Annotated in this window: 18 protein-coding genes and 1 pseudogene; 13 read left to right on the forward strand and 6 right to left on the reverse strand. The window is 36.1% G+C overall.

The window, feature by feature from the left end; genetic code table 11:
- Window positions 1–9: 9 nt before the first annotated feature.
- From pepT to clpB, 5 genes are all read left to right on the forward strand, one after another.
- Window positions 10–1,242, forward strand: a complete 1,233-nt coding sequence (pepT, locus tag AB3I12_RS00845; protein WP_010719045.1) for a peptidase T — start codon at window positions 10–12, stop codon at window positions 1,240–1,242.
- Between the two features lie 132 nt (window positions 1,243–1,374).
- Window positions 1,375–2,280 carry a diacylglycerol kinase family protein gene (locus AB3I12_RS00850; protein ID WP_063627705.1) on the forward strand — a complete coding sequence of 302 codons (906 nt, stop codon included), beginning with the start codon at window positions 1,375–1,377 and terminating at the stop codon, window positions 2,278–2,280.
- 26 nt (window positions 2,281–2,306) lie between these two features.
- Window positions 2,307–2,579: a DUF1294 domain-containing protein gene (locus AB3I12_RS00855; protein WP_010719047.1), complete on the forward strand. Its 273-nt coding sequence runs from the start codon at window positions 2,307–2,309 to the stop codon at window positions 2,577–2,579.
- Window positions 2,580–2,589: 10 nt separating this feature from the next.
- Window positions 2,590–3,624, forward strand: a complete 1,035-nt coding sequence (locus tag AB3I12_RS00860; RefSeq protein WP_063627169.1) for a lysylphosphatidylglycerol synthase domain-containing protein — start codon at window positions 2,590–2,592, stop codon at window positions 3,622–3,624.
- 222 nt (window positions 3,625–3,846) lie between these two features.
- On the forward strand, window positions 3,847–6,459 hold the full coding sequence (gene clpB / locus AB3I12_RS00865; RefSeq protein ID WP_010737669.1) for an ATP-dependent chaperone ClpB: 2,613 nt from the start codon (window positions 3,847–3,849) through the stop codon (window positions 6,457–6,459).
- 473 nt (window positions 6,460–6,932) lie between these two features.
- Here the strand turns inward: clpB and AB3I12_RS00870 are convergent, their stop codons facing one another.
- From AB3I12_RS00870 to AB3I12_RS00880, 3 genes are read right to left on the reverse strand one after another with little or no spacing between them, the layout of a single operon-like run.
- A complete protein-coding gene (locus tag AB3I12_RS00870) occupies window positions 6,933–7,598 on the reverse strand; it encodes a hypothetical protein (protein WP_010719050.1) in 666 nt (221 codons plus the stop codon).
- Window positions 7,591–8,085 (reverse strand): nucleoside 2-deoxyribosyltransferase, encoded by a 495-nt coding sequence (locus AB3I12_RS00875; protein ID WP_010719051.1) that lies wholly within the window; start codon window positions 8,083–8,085, stop codon window positions 7,591–7,593. The genes AB3I12_RS00870 and AB3I12_RS00875 overlap by 8 nt, the downstream gene beginning before the upstream one ends.
- Before the next feature lie 16 nt (window positions 8,086–8,101).
- Window positions 8,102–9,322, reverse strand: coding sequence for an enhanced intracellular survival protein Eis (locus tag AB3I12_RS00880; RefSeq protein ID WP_010719052.1), 1,221 nt, complete (start codon window positions 9,320–9,322; stop codon window positions 8,102–8,104).
- A 146-nt stretch (window positions 9,323–9,468) separates the two neighbouring features.
- On the opposite strand from AB3I12_RS00880, the gene lepA reads away from it, so the two are divergent.
- Window positions 9,469–11,304 (forward strand): translation elongation factor 4, encoded by a 1,836-nt coding sequence (gene lepA / locus AB3I12_RS00885; protein WP_010737667.1) that lies wholly within the window; start codon window positions 9,469–9,471, stop codon window positions 11,302–11,304.
- 139 nt (window positions 11,305–11,443) lie between these two features.
- On the opposite strand, the pseudogene AB3I12_RS00890 reads toward lepA, so the two are convergent.
- A pseudogene (locus tag AB3I12_RS00890) lies at window positions 11,444–11,709 on the reverse strand (transposase); the annotation flags it as partial.
- Between the two features lie 392 nt (window positions 11,710–12,101).
- On the opposite strand from AB3I12_RS00890, the gene AB3I12_RS00895 reads away from it, so the two are divergent.
- Window positions 12,102–12,296 carry a hypothetical protein gene (locus AB3I12_RS00895; RefSeq protein ID WP_010719054.1) on the forward strand — a complete coding sequence of 65 codons (195 nt, stop codon included), beginning with the start codon at window positions 12,102–12,104 and terminating at the stop codon, window positions 12,294–12,296.
- Between the two features lie 293 nt (window positions 12,297–12,589).
- Window positions 12,590–12,787, forward strand: a complete 198-nt coding sequence (locus AB3I12_RS00900; protein ID WP_010718754.1) for a cold-shock protein — start codon at window positions 12,590–12,592, stop codon at window positions 12,785–12,787.
- Between the two features lie 1,671 nt (window positions 12,788–14,458).
- On the opposite strand, the gene AB3I12_RS00905 is transcribed toward AB3I12_RS00900, so the two are convergent.
- The gene (locus AB3I12_RS00905; protein ID WP_231105497.1) at window positions 14,459–14,761 is read right to left on the reverse strand and encodes an XRE family transcriptional regulator; all 303 of its coding nucleotides are present in this window, start codon (window positions 14,759–14,761) and stop codon (window positions 14,459–14,461) included.
- 212 nt (window positions 14,762–14,973) lie between these two features.
- The gene (locus AB3I12_RS00910) at window positions 14,974–16,023 is read right to left on the reverse strand and encodes an AraC family transcriptional regulator (RefSeq protein ID WP_063627168.1); all 1,050 of its coding nucleotides are present in this window, start codon (window positions 16,021–16,023) and stop codon (window positions 14,974–14,976) included.
- Between the two features lie 153 nt (window positions 16,024–16,176).
- Here AB3I12_RS00910 and AB3I12_RS00915 point away from each other — a divergent pair, with 153 nt between their 5' ends.
- Genes AB3I12_RS00915 through AB3I12_RS00935 form a run of 5 tightly spaced genes read left to right on the forward strand, consistent with a single transcriptional unit; the run spans window position 16,177 to window position 21,761 of the window.
- Window positions 16,177–17,469 carry a PTS sugar transporter subunit IIC gene (locus AB3I12_RS00915; RefSeq protein ID WP_010737665.1) on the forward strand — a complete coding sequence of 431 codons (1,293 nt, stop codon included), beginning with the start codon at window positions 16,177–16,179 and terminating at the stop codon, window positions 17,467–17,469.
- Between the two features lie 19 nt (window positions 17,470–17,488).
- Entirely contained in the window at window positions 17,489–18,592 is a 1,104-nt protein-coding gene (locus tag AB3I12_RS00920; RefSeq protein ID WP_081248815.1) for a DUF871 domain-containing protein, read from the forward strand.
- Window positions 18,585–19,502, forward strand: a complete 918-nt coding sequence (locus AB3I12_RS00925) for an ROK family protein (RefSeq protein WP_034698145.1) — start codon at window positions 18,585–18,587, stop codon at window positions 19,500–19,502. Before AB3I12_RS00920 ends, AB3I12_RS00925 begins: the two co-directional genes overlap by 8 nt.
- Window positions 19,499–20,338 carry an alpha/beta hydrolase family protein gene (locus AB3I12_RS00930; protein ID WP_063627167.1) on the forward strand — a complete coding sequence of 280 codons (840 nt, stop codon included), beginning with the start codon at window positions 19,499–19,501 and terminating at the stop codon, window positions 20,336–20,338. Before AB3I12_RS00925 ends, AB3I12_RS00930 begins: the two co-directional genes overlap by 4 nt.
- Window positions 20,316–21,761, forward strand: a complete 1,446-nt coding sequence (locus AB3I12_RS00935) for a glycoside hydrolase family 1 protein (protein ID WP_063627166.1) — start codon at window positions 20,316–20,318, stop codon at window positions 21,759–21,761. The genes AB3I12_RS00930 and AB3I12_RS00935 overlap by 23 nt, the downstream gene beginning before the upstream one ends.
- The last annotated feature ends 1 nt before the right edge of the window (window position 21,762 follow it).

Below are 21,762 nucleotides of genomic sequence, written 5' to 3' on the forward strand. Positions count from 1 at the left end.
AGCTGTTGTATGTACGAAAATCTTTTACCACGTTTTTTACGCTATGTTAAGACTGAAACCAGATCTGATGAAAGTAGTCAAACGACTCCTTCGACACAAACACAAGTCGCTTTTGCGCAAGTCTTAAAAAAGGAATTAGAAGATTTAGGACTAACCAATGTATTTTACAATGAAGAAAATGGATTTGTTATAGGAACATTGCCAAGTAACATTGAAAAGAAAGTTCGCTCGATCGGTTTCATTGCCCACATGGATACCGCAGATTTCAATGCAGTCAATGTTAATCCACAAATCATTGAGAACTACGATGGGGAATCAACGATTGTTCTAGATAGTGAAGAACATTATACATTAAATACCAAAGACTTCCCTAATTTGAAAAACTACGAAGGACACACATTGATCACAACTGATGGCAGTACGTTGTTAGGTGCGGACGATAAAGCTGGGATCGCTGAAATTATGACCGCAATGGAAATTCTGCTGAAAAACCCAACTATCCCTCATGGTGAGATTAAAGTAGCTTTTGGACCAGATGAAGAGATTGGGGTAGGAGCAGATAAATTTGATGTCCAGCAGTTTGATGTTGATTTTGCCTATACCGTTGATGGTGGACCTTTAGGCGAATTGCAATATGAAACATTCAGCGCAGCTCAGGCTAATATTTCAATTCAAGGAAAAAATGTCCATCCTGGTACAGCCAAAGATACGATGATCAATGCATTACAATTAGCGATAGACTTCCATAATCAACTACCAGCAGATGAAGTCCCGGAAAAAACGACAGGTTATGAAGGGTTCTTCCATTTGATGGGATTAAATGGAAATGTCGAAGAAGCAACTATGAGTTATATTATCCGTGACCACGATCGAGAAAAATTTGAAGCACGGAAAGCGAAAATTACTGAAATCCAAGAAAAACTAAATAGTCGCTTCGATCAGACACGCGTGAAAGTTGATATGTATGATCAGTACTATAATATGCGAGAAATTATTGAAAAAGATATGAGCATTGTTGAATTAGCAAAACAAGCGATGATCGATTTAGAAATCGAGCCTGTGATTGAACCAGTACGAGGTGGAACAGATGGATCAAAAATTTCTTATCTAGGCATTCCAACGCCTAATTTGTTCGCAGGTGGCGAAAATATGCACGGCCGATTTGAGTTTGTTTCTCTTCAAGTGATGGAAAAAGCAACAGATGTGATTGTAAAAATTGCAGAATTGAATACAAACGTATAAAATCAAATAGGAACGTGGATGGATCAAGTAAGTGAACGAAGTGGATCTATCCTTTTAGCTGGGGGTGGGCGTATTCCAACAATGGAACGTCTGACCCCTTGGTTTTTGTGTAAAAATGGGAGGAAGAAAGAAATGGAAAAATTGCTAGTTTTTTATAATCAAAGCTCAGGACAAGATGAAGGTGAAAAATTAGCAAGCTGGTTTAAAGAATATGCCTTAAAGAAACGACCAGAACTAATCATCAATCTAACGGAAACAGGTCCTTCGATCAAGCATGAGACATTAGTCAAAAAAGCTGAAGAAACGTACGCAGATACCTTAATCGTAATCGGAGGCGATGGTACGATCCATCATATTGTACAGGCTTTTCAAGATAAACTTGAGCATTATCAAGTAGGACTACTACCAGGAGGAACAGTCAATAATTTAGCCCGTGTTCTCGGTATTCCATTAGAAAAGGAAAAAGCTGCAGACATTATCTTAGAGGGACAAATCCGTCAAATCGATTATGGAAAAGTCAATGATGAAGTCATTATCTCAACTTTAACGATCGGTATACTGGCAGATACAGCTGTTTGGATCAGTCAAAAAGAAAAGCAAAAATATGGTTCTTGGATTTTTATCAAACGGTTCATCAAGTTATTATTAAAAAAGAGAAAGTATCATTTAGATATCAAAACAGAAAAAGAACATTGGCGAGGAAAAACACAATTATTGACAGTCACAATGTCTAACTCAGTAGGTGGTTATACGAATTTTGATGATTCAGCTTCACCCGATGATGGTATGTTTCATGTCACAATCATCCCATCTTTAGATATTTTTCGATTTGTTTTTTATTTGCCTCGTTTAATCAAAGGAAAAATTTACTCTGTCCCAGGTATCAATTATTTGACTGCTAGTCAGATCAATATCCAAGCACGGGAAAAATCAGTTGGCACTCGTACAGATGGTGATACGACAGATAATCTGCCTATCGAATTAGTCGTAGTCAAAAAAGGGTTGTCGGTCTTTGCTCCTAAAGAAGAGCAAAAATGATGTGCTAGAGGTGGAGGAAAACACGTATGGAAGCTTTACTACACAATCCTTTGTGGTTTTATTTAGTGATTGTCAATTTATATTTATTTTGTTTGATGGGTTACGATAAGTATCAAGCAAAAAAAGGCGGTTGGCGCGTTCCAGAAAATAATTTGATTTTTGTTAGTTTATTAGGCGGTGGAATTGGGGGATTGATTTCTCGTAAAGTATTCCATCATAAAACGAGAAAAAAGAAATTTACAGTAGGATTTGTACTAGGTGTATTGGTGGATTTACTGTTGATTTATTTTTTTCATTAAGGAGTAGTTGATGGCGACAAAAGGTGCAAAAACGAAAATAGCGTTAAATCTATTCTTATTGATTGGAATTTTTGCCATTATTTATTATTTGATCAACCAATCTTTTGCAGATATTTTCGCTGAATTGTTGTCTACAAGTTTTATCGTTCTGGTAGCGGCATTCTTGTTAGGAACGATCTACCAGGTGGCAGAAGGTCGTTCAATCAAAGAGATTGCCCAGCCGTTCGAACCAACATTTTCCACTTGGGATGGTTTTTGGACGTCTTGCTATATTGCATTTTATCGAATCGTTTCATTTGGAACAGGCACTTTGATTTCAGAAATTTATTTTTATAATAAAAAAGGAATGAAATACTCACAAGGTGCAGGTGTCACTGCGTTGCATATGATTATGTATAAATTAGCCGTGATTACCTATGCGATCATTGGTTTGATCATCCAGTTCTCTTTATTTTATTCCAAAGGACCAAACATGATTTGGTTCATTATTGCTGGCATTATTTTAACTGGGCTGATCATTGCCTTTTTATTGATGGTCTCAATGAGTCTGAATCTACAAATTTTCTTTGTGAGTATCTCAAACAAACTGTTTCGAAGTGAACGCATCAGAAGTTGGGTAGATACATGTAATACACAAATCTATTCGTTGAGAGAAACTGTCCAGACAATTGTCAAAGATCGAACAGCTCTGTTACGCATCTATTTTTGGAATATGGTCAAACTTATTTTTTGGTATATCATGCCCTATCTCTTTTTGGTTGAAAACCATCCCACGATCGACTTTCTCTTGACCTTTTCATTTATCAGTTTTGCGGTAGTTTTATCTGGTGTCATCCCTACCCCAGCTGGAATCGGTTCATTTGAATTTGTCTATCTGTTGTTATTCAGACCACTTGTGGGAACCGTAGATGCTGTTTCTTCTTTATTACTGTATCGGTTTAGCTCATTTATCTTACCTTTTATTTATGGGTTATGTTACGTGATTGCTGATCGTCGAAAGGTAATCAAACAAGAGATCCAAGATGTTAAAAACAATAAAAAATAATCAAATTGACCATTACAGCAATTGTATTGAGTCTTATTATTAGATCCAAAACACAACAGTAAGTCCATCCAAGAGGTCTCTGTTGTGTTTTTTTTGTCATTTGTTTTCGATAAAATAAGTAAGGTTATCTTTTGACCAAGACTGACCAAAGAGGTATAATGATTATTGGAACGAGATGTATCATATTGAATATTGAAATTTTATATTCAGGAGGTAAGTAAAATGAACATTGAAAAAATGACAACCACGCTTCAAGAAGCGATCGCTGAAGCGCAACAAATTGCTGTCACAAGAAAACATCAAGAAATTGATATTGCGCATTTGTGGAAGATTTTTTTACAACCAAACCATTTTGGGCGCAATCTATACACTGATGCGGGAATGGATGTTGATACGTTTGAAAAGGAAGTAGATCGTGTATTAGATGAATATCCCACAGTTTCAGGAGGAAACGTCCAATATGGTCAGAATCTAAGTCAAAATCTATTCCGTTTATTGAATGAAGCTGACCAGTTAAGAGAAAGTTTTGGCGATGAATTTCTTTCAACAGAGATCGTAATTTTAGCCTTAATGAAATTGAAAAATTATCCATTGACGGTTTATTTGACCAAAAATGGTTTATCAGAAAAAGAGTTACGTAAAAATATCGAAGACATGAGAGGAGGAGAAAAGGTGACATCTAAAAATCAAGAAGAACAATACAAAGCATTAGAAAAATACGGCGTTGATCTTGTTCAACAAGTCAGAAGCGGGAAAATGGATCCAATCATTGGACGTGATGAAGAAATTCGGGATGTTATCCGTATCTTATCTCGTAAAACCAAGAATAATCCAGTATTGATTGGTGAACCTGGTGTCGGTAAAACAGCAATTGTAGAAGGGTTAGCACAACGTATCGTACGAAAAGACGTGCCAGAAAACTTGAAAGATAAAACGATCTTTTCATTAGACATGGGGGCATTGATTGCTGGTGCTAAATTCCGTGGTGAATTTGAGGAACGATTAAAAGCTGTGCTGAAAGAAGTCAAGAAAAGTGATGGACGAATCATCTTATTTATTGATGAAATCCATAATATCGTTGGTGCAGGGAAAACTGAAGGCAGCATGGATGCTGGAAATCTGTTAAAACCAATGCTTGCTCGTGGTGAATTGCATTTGATTGGGGCAACGACATTAGATGAATATCGTCAATATATGGAAAAAGATAAAGCATTAGAACGACGTTTCCAAAAAGTCTTAGTCAAAGAACCGACAGTAGAAGATACTATCAGTATCTTACGAGGATTGAAAGAACGTTTTGAGATTCATCATGGAGTCAACATTCATGATAATGCATTAGTCGCTGCTGCAACTTTATCTGACCGTTATATCACTGACCGCTTTTTACCAGATAAAGCAATTGATTTGATCGATGAAGCAAGTGCAACGATCCGAGTAGAAATGAACTCTATGCCGACTGAGCTAGACCAAGTGACTCGTCGCTTGATGCAATTAGAGATCGAAGAAGCAGCATTGAAAAAAGAATCAGACGATGCAAGTAAAAAACGTTTGAAAAATCTACAAGAAGAGTTAGCTGATCTTCGAGAAGAAGCAAACTCGATGAAAATGCAATGGGAAACAGAAAAACAAGAAGTCAATAGCGTTTCTTCTAAACGTGCGGAAATCGATAAAGCCAAACATGAATTAGAAGATGCAGAAAACAACTATGATTTAGAACGGGCTGCCGTCCTAAGACATGGAACGATTCCTCAATTAGAAAAAGAATTAAAGGAATTGGAAGCAAAAGCTAAAGACAGTGAAATCAAAATGGTTCAAGAATCAGTCACTGAAAACGAAATTGCGCAAGTGGTTGGACGTTTAACTGGTATCCCAGTCACAAAATTAGTGGAAGGGGAACGAGAAAAACTAATCAAGCTCAACGAAACATTGCATAAACGTGTGATTGGACAAGATGAAGCAGTAGATGCAGTCAGTGATGCGGTCATTCGCTCTCGAGCAGGATTGCAAGATCCAAACCGCCCACTAGGTTCTTTCTTATTCTTAGGACCAACCGGAGTTGGGAAAACAGAATTAGCGAAAGCTTTAGCAGAAAACTTATTTGATTCTGAAGAACACATGGTGCGGATCGATATGAGTGAGTATATGGAGAAACATGCCGTATCTCGTTTGGTTGGGGCTCCTCCAGGCTATGTTGGCTATGAAGAAGGCGGACAATTGACGGAAGCCGTTCGCAGAAATCCTTATACGATCGTTTTACTCGATGAAATCGAAAAAGCCCATCCAGATGTCTTCAATATCTTGTTACAAGTATTAGATGATGGACGGTTAACTGATTCTAAAGGACGTGTGGTTGACTTCAAAAATACCGTTCTTATCATGACCAGCAACATTGGTTCTCAACTGTTATTAGAAGGAGTGTCAGCAGATGGCACTATCCCTGAAGAAGTGGAAGAACAAGTAAGAACGATCCTTCGAGGTCATTTCAAACCAGAATTCTTAAATCGAATCGATGATACGATTTTATTCACACCATTAAGTCTTGAAAATGTGAAAGGAATCGTTGATAAAATGGTGGCACAATTGGCAAAACGATTGGATTATCAAGAAATTCATCTAACAATCAGCGACGAAGCCAAAACATGGATCGCTGAAAATGCCTACGAACCAGCATACGGGGCTCGACCATTGAAACGCTTTATTACGAAAGAAGTAGAAACACCATTAGCCAAAGAAATCGTAGCAGGACACATCTTACCAAAATCTAAAGTAACGATTACCTTGCTAGCAGAGAAACTTCATTTCCAAACGGAAGAACTTGAAGACACGGAAGAGTAAAGAAACGTTTAAATTTCGCAAGAAAACGGGTGTTGGCAAACAGTAGAATCGATCAAATGTTTAGTTGAGCCACACACCATCTCAGCTTTTAAATAAAAAAACAATAAAGTTAGGTTAACCACCTAGCTTTATTGTTTTTTTGTAATTTGGTCATAATTCTGAAAAAATCATTCATAAAATAAGTTGATCTCAATCGTTATCTCCAAGTTCATCTACTCATAAGGTAATGTTTTTATTCCCCATATAAATAGGAATGGTCAGGTAAATATCTTCTTTGGTTCCCATCATTTCAACCCTTGTCACTAAGTACAATTTTCATTGGGAATGGTAACAAAATCACCGTAAGGGTTGATGATAAGAAATAAGTGGGTGAGACAAAATGAGATGCCACCTAACCATTGACGTTTTCACGCACAATTTTTAGGAAGCATCTCACTTTTGTCACAATTCTTTAATGTGATATTTTTTTTGCTCTATTTCAAAATTTTCAACCGATAATTTTCAAAATAATCACGATTGTTTCTTCCTTGGGTCCAAGCAAAGATTCCCATGACCAATGCACCAATCGTATTTGTGAATAAATCACCCATCGTGTCCATCAAAGCAGCTCGTCCGACAAATAAAGTGCCATCTGAAGCGGCAAAACGTTGGAGATTCATTCCTAAGAATTGATCACAGAGAAATTCCCAAAATTCCCAGAACACGCCACAGAGGCCAGCAAAGGCAAAACCAAACAGTAAAAACAACCATGGACTAGTCTTCGCAATTGGTGCATCTTTCAATAATAAGCCGATCAATCCGTAACCTAGGGCAGTCAATACCATAGGACTAACGGCGTGTAAAATTTTATCCCAGAATGAAATGATACTGATCAAATGCATACCGGTACCTAAGAAAACGGAAATAAACAAGAAAAACCAATAAAATAAAACAATGGCATCTGGAACGTATAATTTTGCGATCTTTCTAACGATCTGAGGGAGAAAAATCAATAGAATCCCAGCTAAAGATTCGATGATGAAAGTAACTCCCTGAGTAGTTGAATATTTTTTAGTAATAAATTCATAAAGGTTATAACAAACCACAAACACACCAAAAGCAACAAGTGCAAGTTGGATTTTTTTCATTGTCTTATTCATGGCTCAAACCTCCATCTAAGTAAGTCTTTACTTGACTGAGTAACGCTTCTTCACTAGTTACGAGAGCGCCATTTAGCTTGATTAACCCAATTGTATAAAGATTTAAATAATGGAATTGGTTTTCAGCTACTTCTTGTAAAGCAGCAATTTTTTGCGGGTGGGTACCGCCTTGTTGCCGACTATCTGTATACAATCCAATGACAGGAATCCCTTTAGCATAGGCAACACCAATTTCGGATGCAACACCAGGATCAATGGTCAAACCATCTAATAGTGCAATCATCAAATCACTTTCCAACACCTTTTCTGTATCGGCTAAAGCAATCATCTGACTATCAGCATAGGCTGTTTTATCATTGATCGCTTCGTTTTCTTGCGGAAGATAAATGGTTAATTCATTGGAAAGACTCCTGATTTCTTCTACAAGTTTCGCATTATATAATAAGTCACTTTTCGCAAAAAGTGGGGCAGCAAAATAAATATTCATTTTCATCGTCCTTTTCTTAGAAATAGTCACTGAAATAAGCTTCCATATTTGGAAGAATCAATTCAAGTGTTTTAAGTGTTTCATCATCTGTTTTGATTCGTTCGATCCTTGCAAGATAAGAAGGGCGACGATAATTCATCATCAAACAACTTAATGTTTGAATGGACAACTGGACCGATTGTCCGACAGGTTCGTCCACGACATCCAATTGTCCGTCTTCGTTCCAGACCAACCCAAAAACACCATTGTTCCATGAGGCAATAGGGTCCTCGACAACAAAGTGGAAAGGTTTCGCAGTAGAAACGAAGGGGAATTGCTTCAGAAACTCTTTGACATCTACGATTCTCGCCATGTAATAAGGCTCGATCTGTTCTTTTATTTGACTATCTTCGATCAAGAAAGCCAGTGGTTCATTTTTATAGATATCACCGTGAACCCAGTAAACCATTGAAAAGTGTGCTGAAATAAAATTCCATAGACCATTCCGAGCTTCTTGGTTCAAGTAAAACATTTCTTTAACATGAAAAATTTCTTCAGCGACCCAATAAAATAAAACACCAATTGGTTCATGCTCTTTCGTATAGTAGATCGCAGCTGTCCGTTCCTCTTTATTTTCAAAGCGCCAATATTCTTCCCAATGAAATTGGCTACGAAACAAAGCACCGTGATTTTGAGCCGCAAATTTCTGATACACTCGGTAAACATCTGGATGATCTACTGGTAATCGTTCAACCATTCCATCCACAGGAACATTCTTCGGTAATTGGGTATCACGAATTTTAAATGTCAACTTATCAGACATGATTTCCCAACCCTTGCGTCGATAATAAGGCACGCTATAGGGATAAAGATAAGAGATCCATTGTTTGTTTTTACGCATATTATCTAACGCAACCAAGATCAAATCTTGCATCAATCCATGATTTGCATATTCAGGATACGTTCCGACACCGGTAACGCCACCCATTTTGTATGGTTTACCGTGGATGTTGACTTCACATGGATAGATCGCAATTTGAGAAATCAATTTGTTATGGTGGAACCAGCCAAATACTTCCGATAGTTCCAAAATTGGGCGCTTGGAGCGAATAAATGCCCCTTTGCTTTCAAAACCACTTTCTTCGATGTCTGCTTCTGTTACTTGAAAGACATAAGACAATAACTCATTGAATTGATCAACATCTTTTTCAGTAACAGGTTTTAATTCAAGATTTTCTCTGAAATCTTTTTCATCCATTCTTTCATCTCCAATTATTTACTTGTTATTAGTATAGCAAATTTTCATAAAAAAAACTTCTAAAGCTGACTAGGTAAAAAGTCTTTAAATTCATGCTTTTCATTGATATAATGAGAGGTGCTGATTAAACGAAAAGAGGAGACGCTATGGATATAAAAAAAATGAAACAACGACAAGAGCAAATTCGAAATTTTTCGATCATTGCTCATATCGACCATGGAAAATCAACGCTGGCCGATCGTATTCTGGAAAAGACGAACACTGTGACGTCTCGTGAAATGCAGGATCAGCTATTAGACTCAATGGATCTAGAGCGTGAACGTGGAATCACGATTAAATTAAATGCTGTCGAATTGAATTATACAGCCAAAAATGGCGAAACCTATATCTTCCATCTAATCGACACCCCTGGGCACGTCGATTTCACTTATGAAGTATCAAGGAGTTTAGCAGCCTGTGAAGGTGCGGTATTAGTAGTTGATGCGGCACAGGGAATCGAGGCTCAAACATTAGCAAATGTTTACTTAGCTTTGGATAATGATCTGGAAATTTTGCCAGTCATCAATAAAATCGATCTTCCAGCTGCTGATCCAGAACGTGTACGTCAAGAAATCGAAGATGTTATCGGAATCGATGCCAGTGAGGCAGTCCTGGCTAGTGCTAAAGCAGGAATTGGGATTGAAGAAATACTTGAACAAATCGTTGAATATGTACCAGCCCCATCTGGCGAGCTGGATGCCCCTTTGAAAGCATTGATCTTTGATTCCGTGTACGATAGTTATCGAGGAGTCGTTCTGAATGTTCGAATCACAGACGGCATGGTCAAACCAGGCGATAAAATCAAATTGATGAGTAACGGCAAAACATTTGATGTGACAGAAGTGGGAGTCTTTTCACCAAAAGCTGTTGCTAGAGATTTCTTAATGGTCGGTGATGTAGGGTATATCACGGCAAGCATCAAAACAGTCCAAGACACACGAGTAGGGGACACAGTGACGCTGGCAGATAATCCAGCAGAAGAAGCGCTACCTGGATATCGTAAAATGAATCCAATGGTTTACTGTGGGTTATACCCAATTGATACTTCCCGCTACAATGATCTGCGCGAAGCACTTGAAAAATTACAACTAAACGACGCAGCACTACAGTTTGAACCTGAAACCTCACAAGCCCTTGGCTTTGGCTTCCGTTGTGGATTCTTAGGTTTATTACACATGGATGTAGTCCAAGAACGTTTGGAACGTGAGTTCAACTTAGAGTTGATCACAACCGCACCTTCTGTAATCTATCATGTGAATAAAACAGATGGGTCTATGACAGTCGTCGATAATCCAGCAGATTTTCCAGAACCAGTAACGATCCAAGATGTTGAAGAACCTTTTGTCAAGGCACAGATCATGGTTCCAAATGACTTCGTTGGTGCAGTGATGGAACTATCCCAAAGAAAACGTGGAGAATTCATCACAATGGATTATTTAGATGATTATCGAGTGAATGTCGTTTATAATATTCCGCTTTCTGAAATCGTTTTTGACTTTTTCGATAAACTAAAATCCAGTACGAAAGGTTATGCTTCCTTGGATTATGAAATGTCTGGTTATCAAAAGAGCAAGTTAGTAAAAATGGATATTTTATTAAATGGAGAAAAAGTCGATGCGTTAAGTTTCATCGTTCACCGAGACTTTGCTTACGAACGAGGAAAAGCAATCGTTGAAAAACTGAAAAAACTAATTCCACGTCAACAATTTGAAGTGCCGATCCAAGCAGCTATCGGACAAAAAATCGTTGCTCGTTCAGATATCAAAGCATTACGTAAAAACGTCTTAGCAAAATGTTATGGTGGAGATGTCTCACGTAAACGTAAACTTCTTGAAAAACAAAAAGAAGGAAAGAAACGAATGAAACAAATCGGTAGCGTCGAAGTCCCACAAGAAGCCTTCATGGCTGTTCTGAAAATGGATGAGGACGAACCGAAGAAATAGCAAAGGGTCTAGCCATTGAGCTAGACCTTTTTTATCTGTTTTTCCCACGGTTTTCCCAGGCTCTTTGTCAAATGATGTTGGTAAAGAGAAATCTTAGAATAATTTGGGCAGAAAGAAGAAAAACTTCTTTCTGTTCTTTTTATTTGGTTAAAATAGTTTTACCGTGTCGAATCATGATCCGTCGTTTGAAATGATAAAAATTTCGAAACCCATAAGCATTGCTTTTAATACTTTAATATGGTTGTTTAAACATTCGAGTGGTCCGTTTGAATAACTGTAGCGGAGGGCGTTTTGGATCTGCGGCAGAAACTTTTTAAATGTTCGCAAAGTTGTCGCATAAGTTTCAGGTAGCCGGCTGACTTCTCTGGATAAACAGTCCTCAAATAGTGAATGATCTCTTTTCTTTTTAAGATTGATGACATCTACTCAGAGCTACTTGAAAGAGTAGCTCTTTTTAGTTGCTTTTGATTAATCTATTTTATAAAAAATAGATTGTATTTCTATTCTGCCATTTTTGGTTAAATATAATGTTTTTTATTATTAGGTAATATTTTTTATATTAGATATAACAAAAACAAATAAAAAAACTTAATTTAATAGATTATAATTATAATGTGCTACAAGATATTACATGTTGTATTCGCATTATTCAGGTTAAACTATGTAGCACAAAATAAATTTCGTAGTAACTACGATCAACCTCACAAAGATCTCCTGTATTTTACTGCGATTTATTATCTATGAGACTACTCATAAGAGTAGTCTTTACATAAAAAACTAATAAAGAAGGTATCACTATGTATTATGTAGAAGTACAAACACGAGGAGTAAAAAACAAACAATATGTCAAAAGTGTAATCAATAATTATCCACTATTAGGATCATGGAAAGAGGCTGAACCATTTTCAAAAGAATGTGCATTGCAAATAAAATCAGTTTTAGAACAAGAACTAATTTGTGGAAAAGCAATAGTCAATATAGTAGAAAAGTAAAATTTATTAAAGTTTTAAGTAAATGATGTAATATTGTAATTAGTGGCGTTAGTCGTTTATTTTCAATTTTTTCATCCTTTAATTAATCATTCTAAATATTTACTCCAAATTTTGTATTAAAAAGTGTATCAAGCAGTTATCCTTGTGTTACCATTGCATCCGTGTTATAGTAATTAAGTAATCTAATTTGAAACGTAATCTGAGCGATATATTCACACTATAAAAACTCCTTTTACCAAGTAATATTAATTGCAACAAAATACGTATTATATACGTATTAGGAGGAAATATATATGAATAATGGTACAGTAAAATGGTTTAACTCAGATAAAGGTTTTGGATTTATCACTGGTGAAGATGGAAATGACGTATTTGCACACTTCTCAGCTATCCAAGGCGATGGATTCAAAACATTAGATGAAGGTCAAGCTGTTTCATATGATATTGAAGAAGGACAACGTGGTCCTCAAGCGGTAAATATCGTAAAATAATATTGAACTTTAACCACCTCGATTGAGGTGGTTTTTTTATATAATGGCTCATAACCGTCCGGTCGTATCCTCGATTCCTACTGGGTAAAAAATATTCTATTAAAGAAAAAAATTCGCCATTTTTTCGCCCATTTATAAAATATCAATTATTATTATATGAGTATCAGCAAGTATTAAATAATAGGCTCTTGCTTAATATGAAAGTTGGTATAATAGGATTTATAATGATTTATAGATATTAGAAAAACTTTGTGAATAACACAATCTTATAGGAAGCCTTCATGGCTGTTCTGAAAATGGATGAGGATGAACCGAAGAAATAGCAAAGGGTCTAGCCATTGAGCTAGACCCTTTTTTATCTGTTTTTCTCACGGTTTTCCCACATGGGAAAGGGAAGGATCAAAAGGCATTATCCTGTAGCATTTTTTCAAAAATATCAAATGAATAAATGTTTTTTCAATAAAATCACAAAAATAGAATAGGGTATATAGGAGGAAAGAATAAGGAGAGCGATCTTTTCGAGATGAGGATGAATCGAAGAAATAGTAGTGTTTGTTTGAAAATAGTGTAAAAATTAGATCATGTTTACATAGATTTGCCACCGGTGTTTTTTTGGTGGCAAACCTCAAGCGTTCTTTCTAAGTTCAACCGTTTCATTTTTAAAAAAGAAAAATGTTTAACCATTGATTTTTACCTTAGATGAACCACTAAAGCATTAATTAGACATAGTAAGGCAGGCAACAATTCTGTGCAAGGTATGATTGTATGTACCTAACCAAAGAAGAGAAAAGTAGGTGAGGTAGCTGAATAAAACGGATGTCCCACTTAAGAAGAAACGTCCAAGTTATTCTCTAGGTGATGAGATGATAGGGAAGCTCGAATGACTTTATGAACAGGATAAAAAAAACTGAATAAGCGTATCTATCCTTCTGATACATTAACGAAAATTATTAATGATGTGATATGAAGTAAAAAAAGCTTTTGAAAATTGAAAACAGCAGTAAGGGGAGGAGACACAACAGGCATTTATTTAGGAAAAAGATAATCAACTAGTGATTATCTTTTAGAAAGTTACCAATTAATTTGAGGACACTGCTAGAAAATAAGATAAGAGCAAATCCCAAAATATTTATGAAAAGGTTGAAATCAAAAAAAATAGCATTAAGTATAACAAGAATCATTCCGGTGTATACCAATATATTAGTGTTAAGTTTGCTGAGAAGTGTCATGTTTTTTCCTCCCTATCACTTTAAAAAAAGTGTGTCTCTTATTAAATTTATAGTCAATGCTCAGTGAGTAATGTAATTAAATAATCGATAGAAATAGGGGAATAAGAATCAAAATTGAAAGACGGATTTTATAAAAGTGCATACAGAATTGGGGGATTGGTAGCAGATTTTCCAACTAAAAATTCTAAACAACACAGAAAGTAAAAGTTGGTGATAAGAGTCGCTGTATTCCAAGAAAAGATTTCCCTTGGAATTTCTCATTTGTTGGTGAAGTAGAAAAAATAGATGCCTATTCTGTAATGGTAAAAATCATATCTACTCATGTAGAAGACGTTCATTTAGTTAATGTTTACAGAGGAAGAACGATTGTTCCTATGGAAATAATCGGGGTGTTAAAGACCTGAAAAAAATCAAAAGTTCGTTTGATATTATAAGAGATTTATTAGGAGGGTATGATCAGTCCTCTTGCAGATATAGTGACGTAGACTAGCAAAAAAATTATAAAAAAGCACTCATCCTTTAGTTGGTTGAGTGCTTTTTTTTGTTCATTAAGATATCCAACTAGACCATCAAGATTCTTTTCCACCGCTTCTGCCAATAAAAGCATCGTACCGATTTTGACATTTTTCCAATCATCGGAATTGTTCAAACGGGTTAGACTACTCGCTGTGATACCTGTTTTTTTACTGACTTGATAGTTGCTTTTGAAACCAAAGTCTTTTTTGTATTGATCAAACCAATTCATATTATCACCTACTTAATTTTATAATATAGATATCTTAACCTACTCATCACTAGCGCTGCTATCGAATGAAATAAGAGCAGGTTCACTATAATTTTCATAAATATTATAACAGATTGAGGAATAGTTATTCTCTTTTTCGAAAGAACTGATAGCCATTTAACGATTTCATGCTTTCCCTAATCCTTGAACTGAGCGATTACTATCATCACTACTCAATAAGAATAATAGACACGATTGCGCTGATATTTATATGGGGTTATGCCTACGATCTTTTTGAATACGGTTGAGAAATGGCTCTGGGTGCTAAATGATAGTTCTTCGGCAATTTGATTGATGGATTTGTTAGAAAATAATAAAAAGTACTTGGCCTTTTCAATTTTCTTCAAATGCATGAAATCTTTAAAATGCATCCCAACTTCTTTATAAAATAACCTTCCCACGTATTTTGAATCCCGATTTAAAACATCACAGATATCTTTTAAAGAAATAGCTTCATACAGATGATTTTCTACATAGTTAAGAACACATACGGTAACAGGGCTATAGGTTTTTTTAGGAATATTGGTTGGATGAGCCAAAAAGTCATGAATGGCTTGCTTAGCTAATGTTTCAAACTTATTGATATCACGAATTTCCTGTAAATATTCATAGTACTGAAACTGTCTGTTAAAAACTTTGCTTACCGGTACACCTTTTTCAACTTCCACTCGTGTAAGTAATGTAATGAGCGCACAATAAAAACATTTAAGTTGATCGCTTGTAAGGCTCTTATAGTAATATTTGATAAATAATTCAAGTGTTTTTATTGCAGCTAATTTATTGCGATCTTTTACATGAGAAAAGAGCAGCAACTCTAACTTATAGTATTCTTCAATATCGTAAAAAGTATTATAAGAGAATGTTTGTGATTGGTAAAATTCTTCTAGATTTAATTGCTTATCGTCGATTTTTTTTGGTGAATGATGATTTGCTAATATAAATAGATTTGTAAGGATTTGTCTGAATTCTTGTGTGGTATCCTCGGCTTCTTTTAAACCAAAATTTACCTCAGCCATGAGTAATGGGCCACAGGTAATCTGCATATAACCTGTCTCCGATGAACTGTCACTATATAAAAAAGTTCCATAGATTTCTCGTTTTATATTATACATTTGAATAGCAGAAAGCTGATTTTCTTCTGTTTTTAGTGTTTTTTCAACTACACTGACGGGAATGCCTAGTTTTTCTGTTATGGATATTAATGAAATAAGGATTGGCGACATACTAACACCTCCATTCAAAATATAAAACACTTTCTTAATAAAAGAAACACTTTTTTGGTATATCTATTCATAATCATTGTTTATACTATGGATGATTAAAGTACTTGATCAAAAAAACATTTATTTAAACATATTAGAATGGAGTATTGAGTAATGAAAAAATTCGAAGCGTTTTTAAACAATAATTTGTTGCCGCTTTCAGCAAAGATGCAAAACAATAATATCTTAGGAGCACTATCTGAAGGATTTATTCGAACAAGTCCAGCGACGATTGGCTCTGCGTTCATTTTAATTTTGGCAAATTTCCCGATTCCTGCTTGGCTTAAATGGTTACAGGATATGAACTTAGCACCTGGTCTAGCCGCTGTTAGTAATGCCTCTATTGGTCTAATGGGTTTATTTGCAGTTTATAATATTGCGTATGCATATGCGAATCGCTTAGGTGTCCATTCACAAAATGCAGGTCTAATTTCTCTCGCTTCATATTTTATTTTAATCCCTCAACAAGTTGTTACGCATGTCAATGATGGGGGAAAATGGGTGGAATCAACAGTCAATGCTGTGAAATTTGATTATTTAGGAGGACAAGGTATTTTCGTAGGAATGATCGTTGCAATTGGAATTACCAAATTGTATTCTATCTTGTCAAAGAAAAATTTTACGATCAAATTACCAGCATCAGTGCCACCAATGGTTTCTGATTCCTTAGCACCGACGTTTATTGTGACCACGATTTTCTTATTTGTATGTGCCATTCGGATTGCTTTTTCGTTTACTGATTTTGGAGATATCTTTACTTTTATTACAGAAATGATTAGTGCACCATTGAATAGTTTGATGGCTAATCCAGTATCAATGATTTTTATTCAAGTATTGATTGCTTTCTTGTGGTTCTTTGGTATCCATAATGCTGTGTTATCTGGACCACTTTCAGCTGTAACCTTAACAATGATGACTGCTAATATCGATGCTTATACCAATGGCAGCACGTTGCCTTTTGCCATGGCTTCTCTTGTGTATGGTGTTTGTGGAGCTGCAGGAAATGCGCTTGGTCTGGTTATTTGTTTATTCTTCTCTAAGTCAGCTCGCTATAAAGAAATGTTTAAGTTAGGTGCGTTGCCAACGATTTTTAATATTACCGAGCCGCTAAACTTTGGGATTCCGACAGTAATGAATCCAATCTTTTTCTTACCATTAGTTTTAAGCCCACTTGTTGCAGGTTTTGTTTCTTGGGGATTAATGAGTACGATTTTGCCAATTCCCTATAATCCTACGGCAGAAGCGATTCCTTGGACAACACCAGGATTTGTTAAGTTTTCATTGATTGGTAACTGGCAATTCCTGTTGATTTACATTATTATCACGGCAATTGTGGCATTGATTTGGTTCCCATTCGTTAAAGTCGCTGATATGAAAGAGCTACAGGAAGAAATGAAAAATAAATAAATTGTTAGGAGTAAATCCAGTGTTAGGAATTTCCTTATATCCAGAAAAAGCTTCATTTAATGAAATGAAAAACTATTTAGCTTTAGCAAAATCGTATGGCTTTCAACGTGTATTCTTGAGCTTGCTTCAAATTGATCGGAACAATGTCAGTGAGTCCATGGAAAAATATTTAAAAATAATCAAAGAAGCAAGAGAGCAAGAATTTGAAGTAGCCATTGATTTTATCCCACCAATATTTGATCTTTTAGGAGAGTCCTATAAAGACTTAACATTTTTAGCTGATTGGGGAATTAATTGTATTCGCTTAGATGCTGGTATGACAGGGAAAGAAGAAGCTGAAATGACTAAAAATCCTTATGGTATCAAGATTGAATTAAATATGAGCAATTATTCTCATTATCTTGATCAAATTTTGGATTATGGTCCGAATCGAAAGCAGCTTACTGGTTGCCATAATTTTTTCCCACAGCAATATACAGGGCTATCCAGAGAGCAGTTTAAGCAGTATTCAATAAAATTCTGTCAAAGTTATTTAACAACAGCAGCATTTGTTACTTCTCAGTCCGGGGAACATGGTCCTTGGCCATTACAAGAGGGGCTTTGTACCTTAGAGGAACATCGTCACCTACCAATAGGAATACAAGTGAGGGATCTTTTACAAAGTGGTCTAATAGATGATGTCCTGATTGGTACGATGTTTGCCTCAGAAGAAGAATTACGTCAAGTCAGTGAAGCTGCCAAAGATTCAATGAAAAAAATAGATATCACCTTAGTGGAAGATATTACTGCATTCGAACGACAGCTCTTATTTGACTACACGCATAACTATCGAGGAGACTCTTCGGATTATATGATTCGTTCAACTAGGCTTCGCGCTAAGATTGTAGATAAACCATTGCCTAGCAATCACCCAGTTCAGATAATCAAAAAAGGGGATATTCTCATTTTAAATGAGGCTTATGGGCAATATAAAGGTGAAGTTCAAATTGCTTTGAAAGATCGCCCTGGTGATAAAAAAATCAATCTTGTGGGGCATATTCCGGAAGATCGGTTATTTGAGATGAAAAACATACAACGCTTTGAAGATTTTAGATTTTGTGAGGTGAACAAACAGTATGACTAGCTATTACTTAGGTGTCGATATCGGGGGGACCTTTATTAAATTAGGGATAGTTGATTCTACAGGACAGATAATAAAAAAAGAAAAAATCACTAGTACAAATGATATGACACAAATTTTGACCGATTTGAAAAATTATTTAAACGAGCAACAACAGTATTTAGATATTTCTGGTGTAGGAATTAGTTTACCAGGAGTGATAAATCATGATGGAACGATGCAAACAGCAGGCTCCTTAAAAAAATTGATTGGCTTGAACGTTAAAGAAATTGCTCAAGACCATTTACAACTACCAGTGGAAATCATTACTGATAGTAAAGCGGTTGCCTTAGCTGAAGGTTGGCTTGGAAATGGGGCGAACTATAGTAATTATGTCTGCGTGACTTTAGGCTCCGCTATTGGAGGGGCGATCGTGATTGATCGTAAGCTTTATTGGGGGCAAGGTGGTTTAGCTGGTGAGTTCGGTGTTTCTTTAATGGGTAGAGAAAATCAGGAATATAAACTGGATTCTACTTCATTACATGCGGGTGTTGTCGGCGGTTTATGTCGCAAATACAGCTTAGCGATTGGGAAAGAAGTGAAGGATGCCAAGTATATCTTTGATTTGGCCGCACAAAAAGATGCATTAGCTAAAAAATATGTAGATGAATTTTTAGATGATGTTGCCCGACTTCTAACCAACATTAGTGTGTATATAGCACCCGAAGCTATTTTGATAGGAGGAGGGGTTAGTGGAAATTCTCAGATTATGGCGGAGATACAAGCAGCTTATACAAGAATTATTCATGAGTACCGAGTATTATCCAGCGTTCAAATGCCCCAAGTCATTCCTTGCAAATTGGCAAATGATGCCGGTGTAATTGGTTCAGTAAAACAAATCATAGATATGCAACAGATAGGTGATAATCAATGACAGCTCTTTTTGATATTAATTTTTTTTCCAAAACATTGAATATGAACACGACAATGAAGGTTATCGTCCCTCAAAGACAGAACCATTCAATCGGTGTGTCACAAGCTCCCGAATCTGAAACTTATAAAATTTTATATTTGCTTCATGGAATGACTGATGATCATACAATTTGGTTAAGGCGCTCTAATATCGAGCGTTATGTCTCAGATGAAAATATGATCGTAGTAATGCCAAATGTACACTTGTCATGGTATACAGATACAAAATACGGGCTGAATTACTGGAAATTCATTTCGGAAGAATTACTACAGATTTGTCATGAATTTTTCCCATATATTTCCTCAAAAAGAACTGATCATCTCGTTGCCGGACTATCAATGGGGGGCTATGGCGCGATCAAACTAGCGATGAAACGTAGTGATTATTTTGCCTATGGAGCTTCATTGTCTGGCGCATTAGATGTGGTTAACGGGTTAAAGAACAATAAGCAGCAGTCTTTGACTGGACAACCATTGTCTGACCAGGAAAAACTCTATTGGCAAGGGATTTTCGGAAATTTTGCACAAGCGGAATCAGAAAATCTTTTTACAATGTTGGAAGCGGGTCTCGGTAAAGAAGCAACGAACTATTTTGCTTGCTGTGGCTATCAAGATTTTTTATATGACCATACAAAAGCTTTTGAAAAAGAATGTCACAAGAAAAAGTACCAATTGACAACCGATTATTCTAATGGAAGTCACGAATGGGGCTATTGGGATAAACAAATTTTTAAGGTACTAGATTGGTATGAAGAAAATGAAAAGGGTGTAGAAAATGGAACATCAAAAATTAAATGACTTCCCAGAAGACTTCTTGTGGGGCTCTGCTTCAGCTGCCTATCAAGTAGAAGGTGCTTATGATGAAGATGGCAAAGGAGAATCTGTTTGGGATAAATTCGTAAAAATTCCTGGTAAAACATTTAAAGGAACAACAGGAGAAATTGCTGTTGATCATTATCACCGTTTTAAACAAGATATTGCATTAATGAAAGAACAAGGCTTGAAAACTTATCGATTTTCCGTGTCATGGACTCGGATTTTTCCTAACGGCAGAGGAGCAATCAATCAAGCTGGTTTAGCCTTTTATCAACGTTTAGTGGATGAATTGATCGACAATGACATTGAACCTATGTTGACGTTATATCATTGGGATCTTCCTCAAGCATTACAAGAAGAGTATCAAGGATGGGAATCTCGAAAAATTATCGAAGATTTTACCAACTATGCCCAAGTATTGTTTGAAGCATTTCGTGGAAAAGTTCATTATTGGATAAGCTTGAATGAGCAGAACATATTTATTTCCCATGGGTATTTGTTAGCTGCTCATCCACCAGGAGTTAGTGATCCTAAGCGTATGTATCATGCAAATCATATGGCAAATCTTGCAAATGCAGCAGTAATCAATAAATTTCATGAATTAGAGATGCCAGGTAAGATTGGACCAAGTTTTGCTTATTCTCCAAACTATGCCATTGATAGTAATCCCCAAAACGTTCTTGCTGCAGAAAATGCGGAGGATCTACTTGCAAATTTTTGGATGGATATTTACATGCAGGGGCGTTATCCGCTAGCTGCTTTGCGCTATTTAGAAGAAAAGGGCTGGGCACCTGAAATTGAACCAGGAGATACGGCGTTGTTAGCAAGTGCCAAACCAGACTTTTTAGGGATCAATTATTATCAGTCAACAACCAATGGATTTAATCCGCTAACAGGAGTTGGTTTTGGTGAAATGAATACGACTGGTAAAAAAGGAACTTCTGGAGAAAGTGGTCTTCCAGGAGTCTACAAAAAAGTCCCAAATCCTTTTGTTGAACGAACAAATTGGGATTGGGAGATTGATCCAAGTGGGCTGAGAATTGCTTTAAGAAGAATTGCTAGTCGTTATCAAACACCCATCATCATTACTGAAAACGGGCTGGGGGAATACGATAAACTAACTGAAAATAACCAGATTCATGACAGCTATCGAATCACGTATCTCAAAAATCATATTCAAGCGATTCAAGAAGCTTTAACAGACGGTGTCGAAGTTTTAGGTTATTGTACTTGGTCATATACTGATTTACTTAGTTGGTTAAATGGCTATCAAAAGCGCTATGGATTTGTATATGTTGATCAAGATGAGTGGCAAAAAGGAAGCCTTAAGCGTTACAAAAAAGACAGTTATTTTTGGTATCAAAAGGTCATTGCAAGTAATGGCAGCAATTTGGAAGGGGTATAAC

This window comes from Enterococcus sp. C65, from assembly GCF_040887165.1.
Lineage (GTDB): Bacteria > Bacillota > Bacilli > Lactobacillales > Enterococcaceae > Enterococcus_B > Enterococcus_B hirae.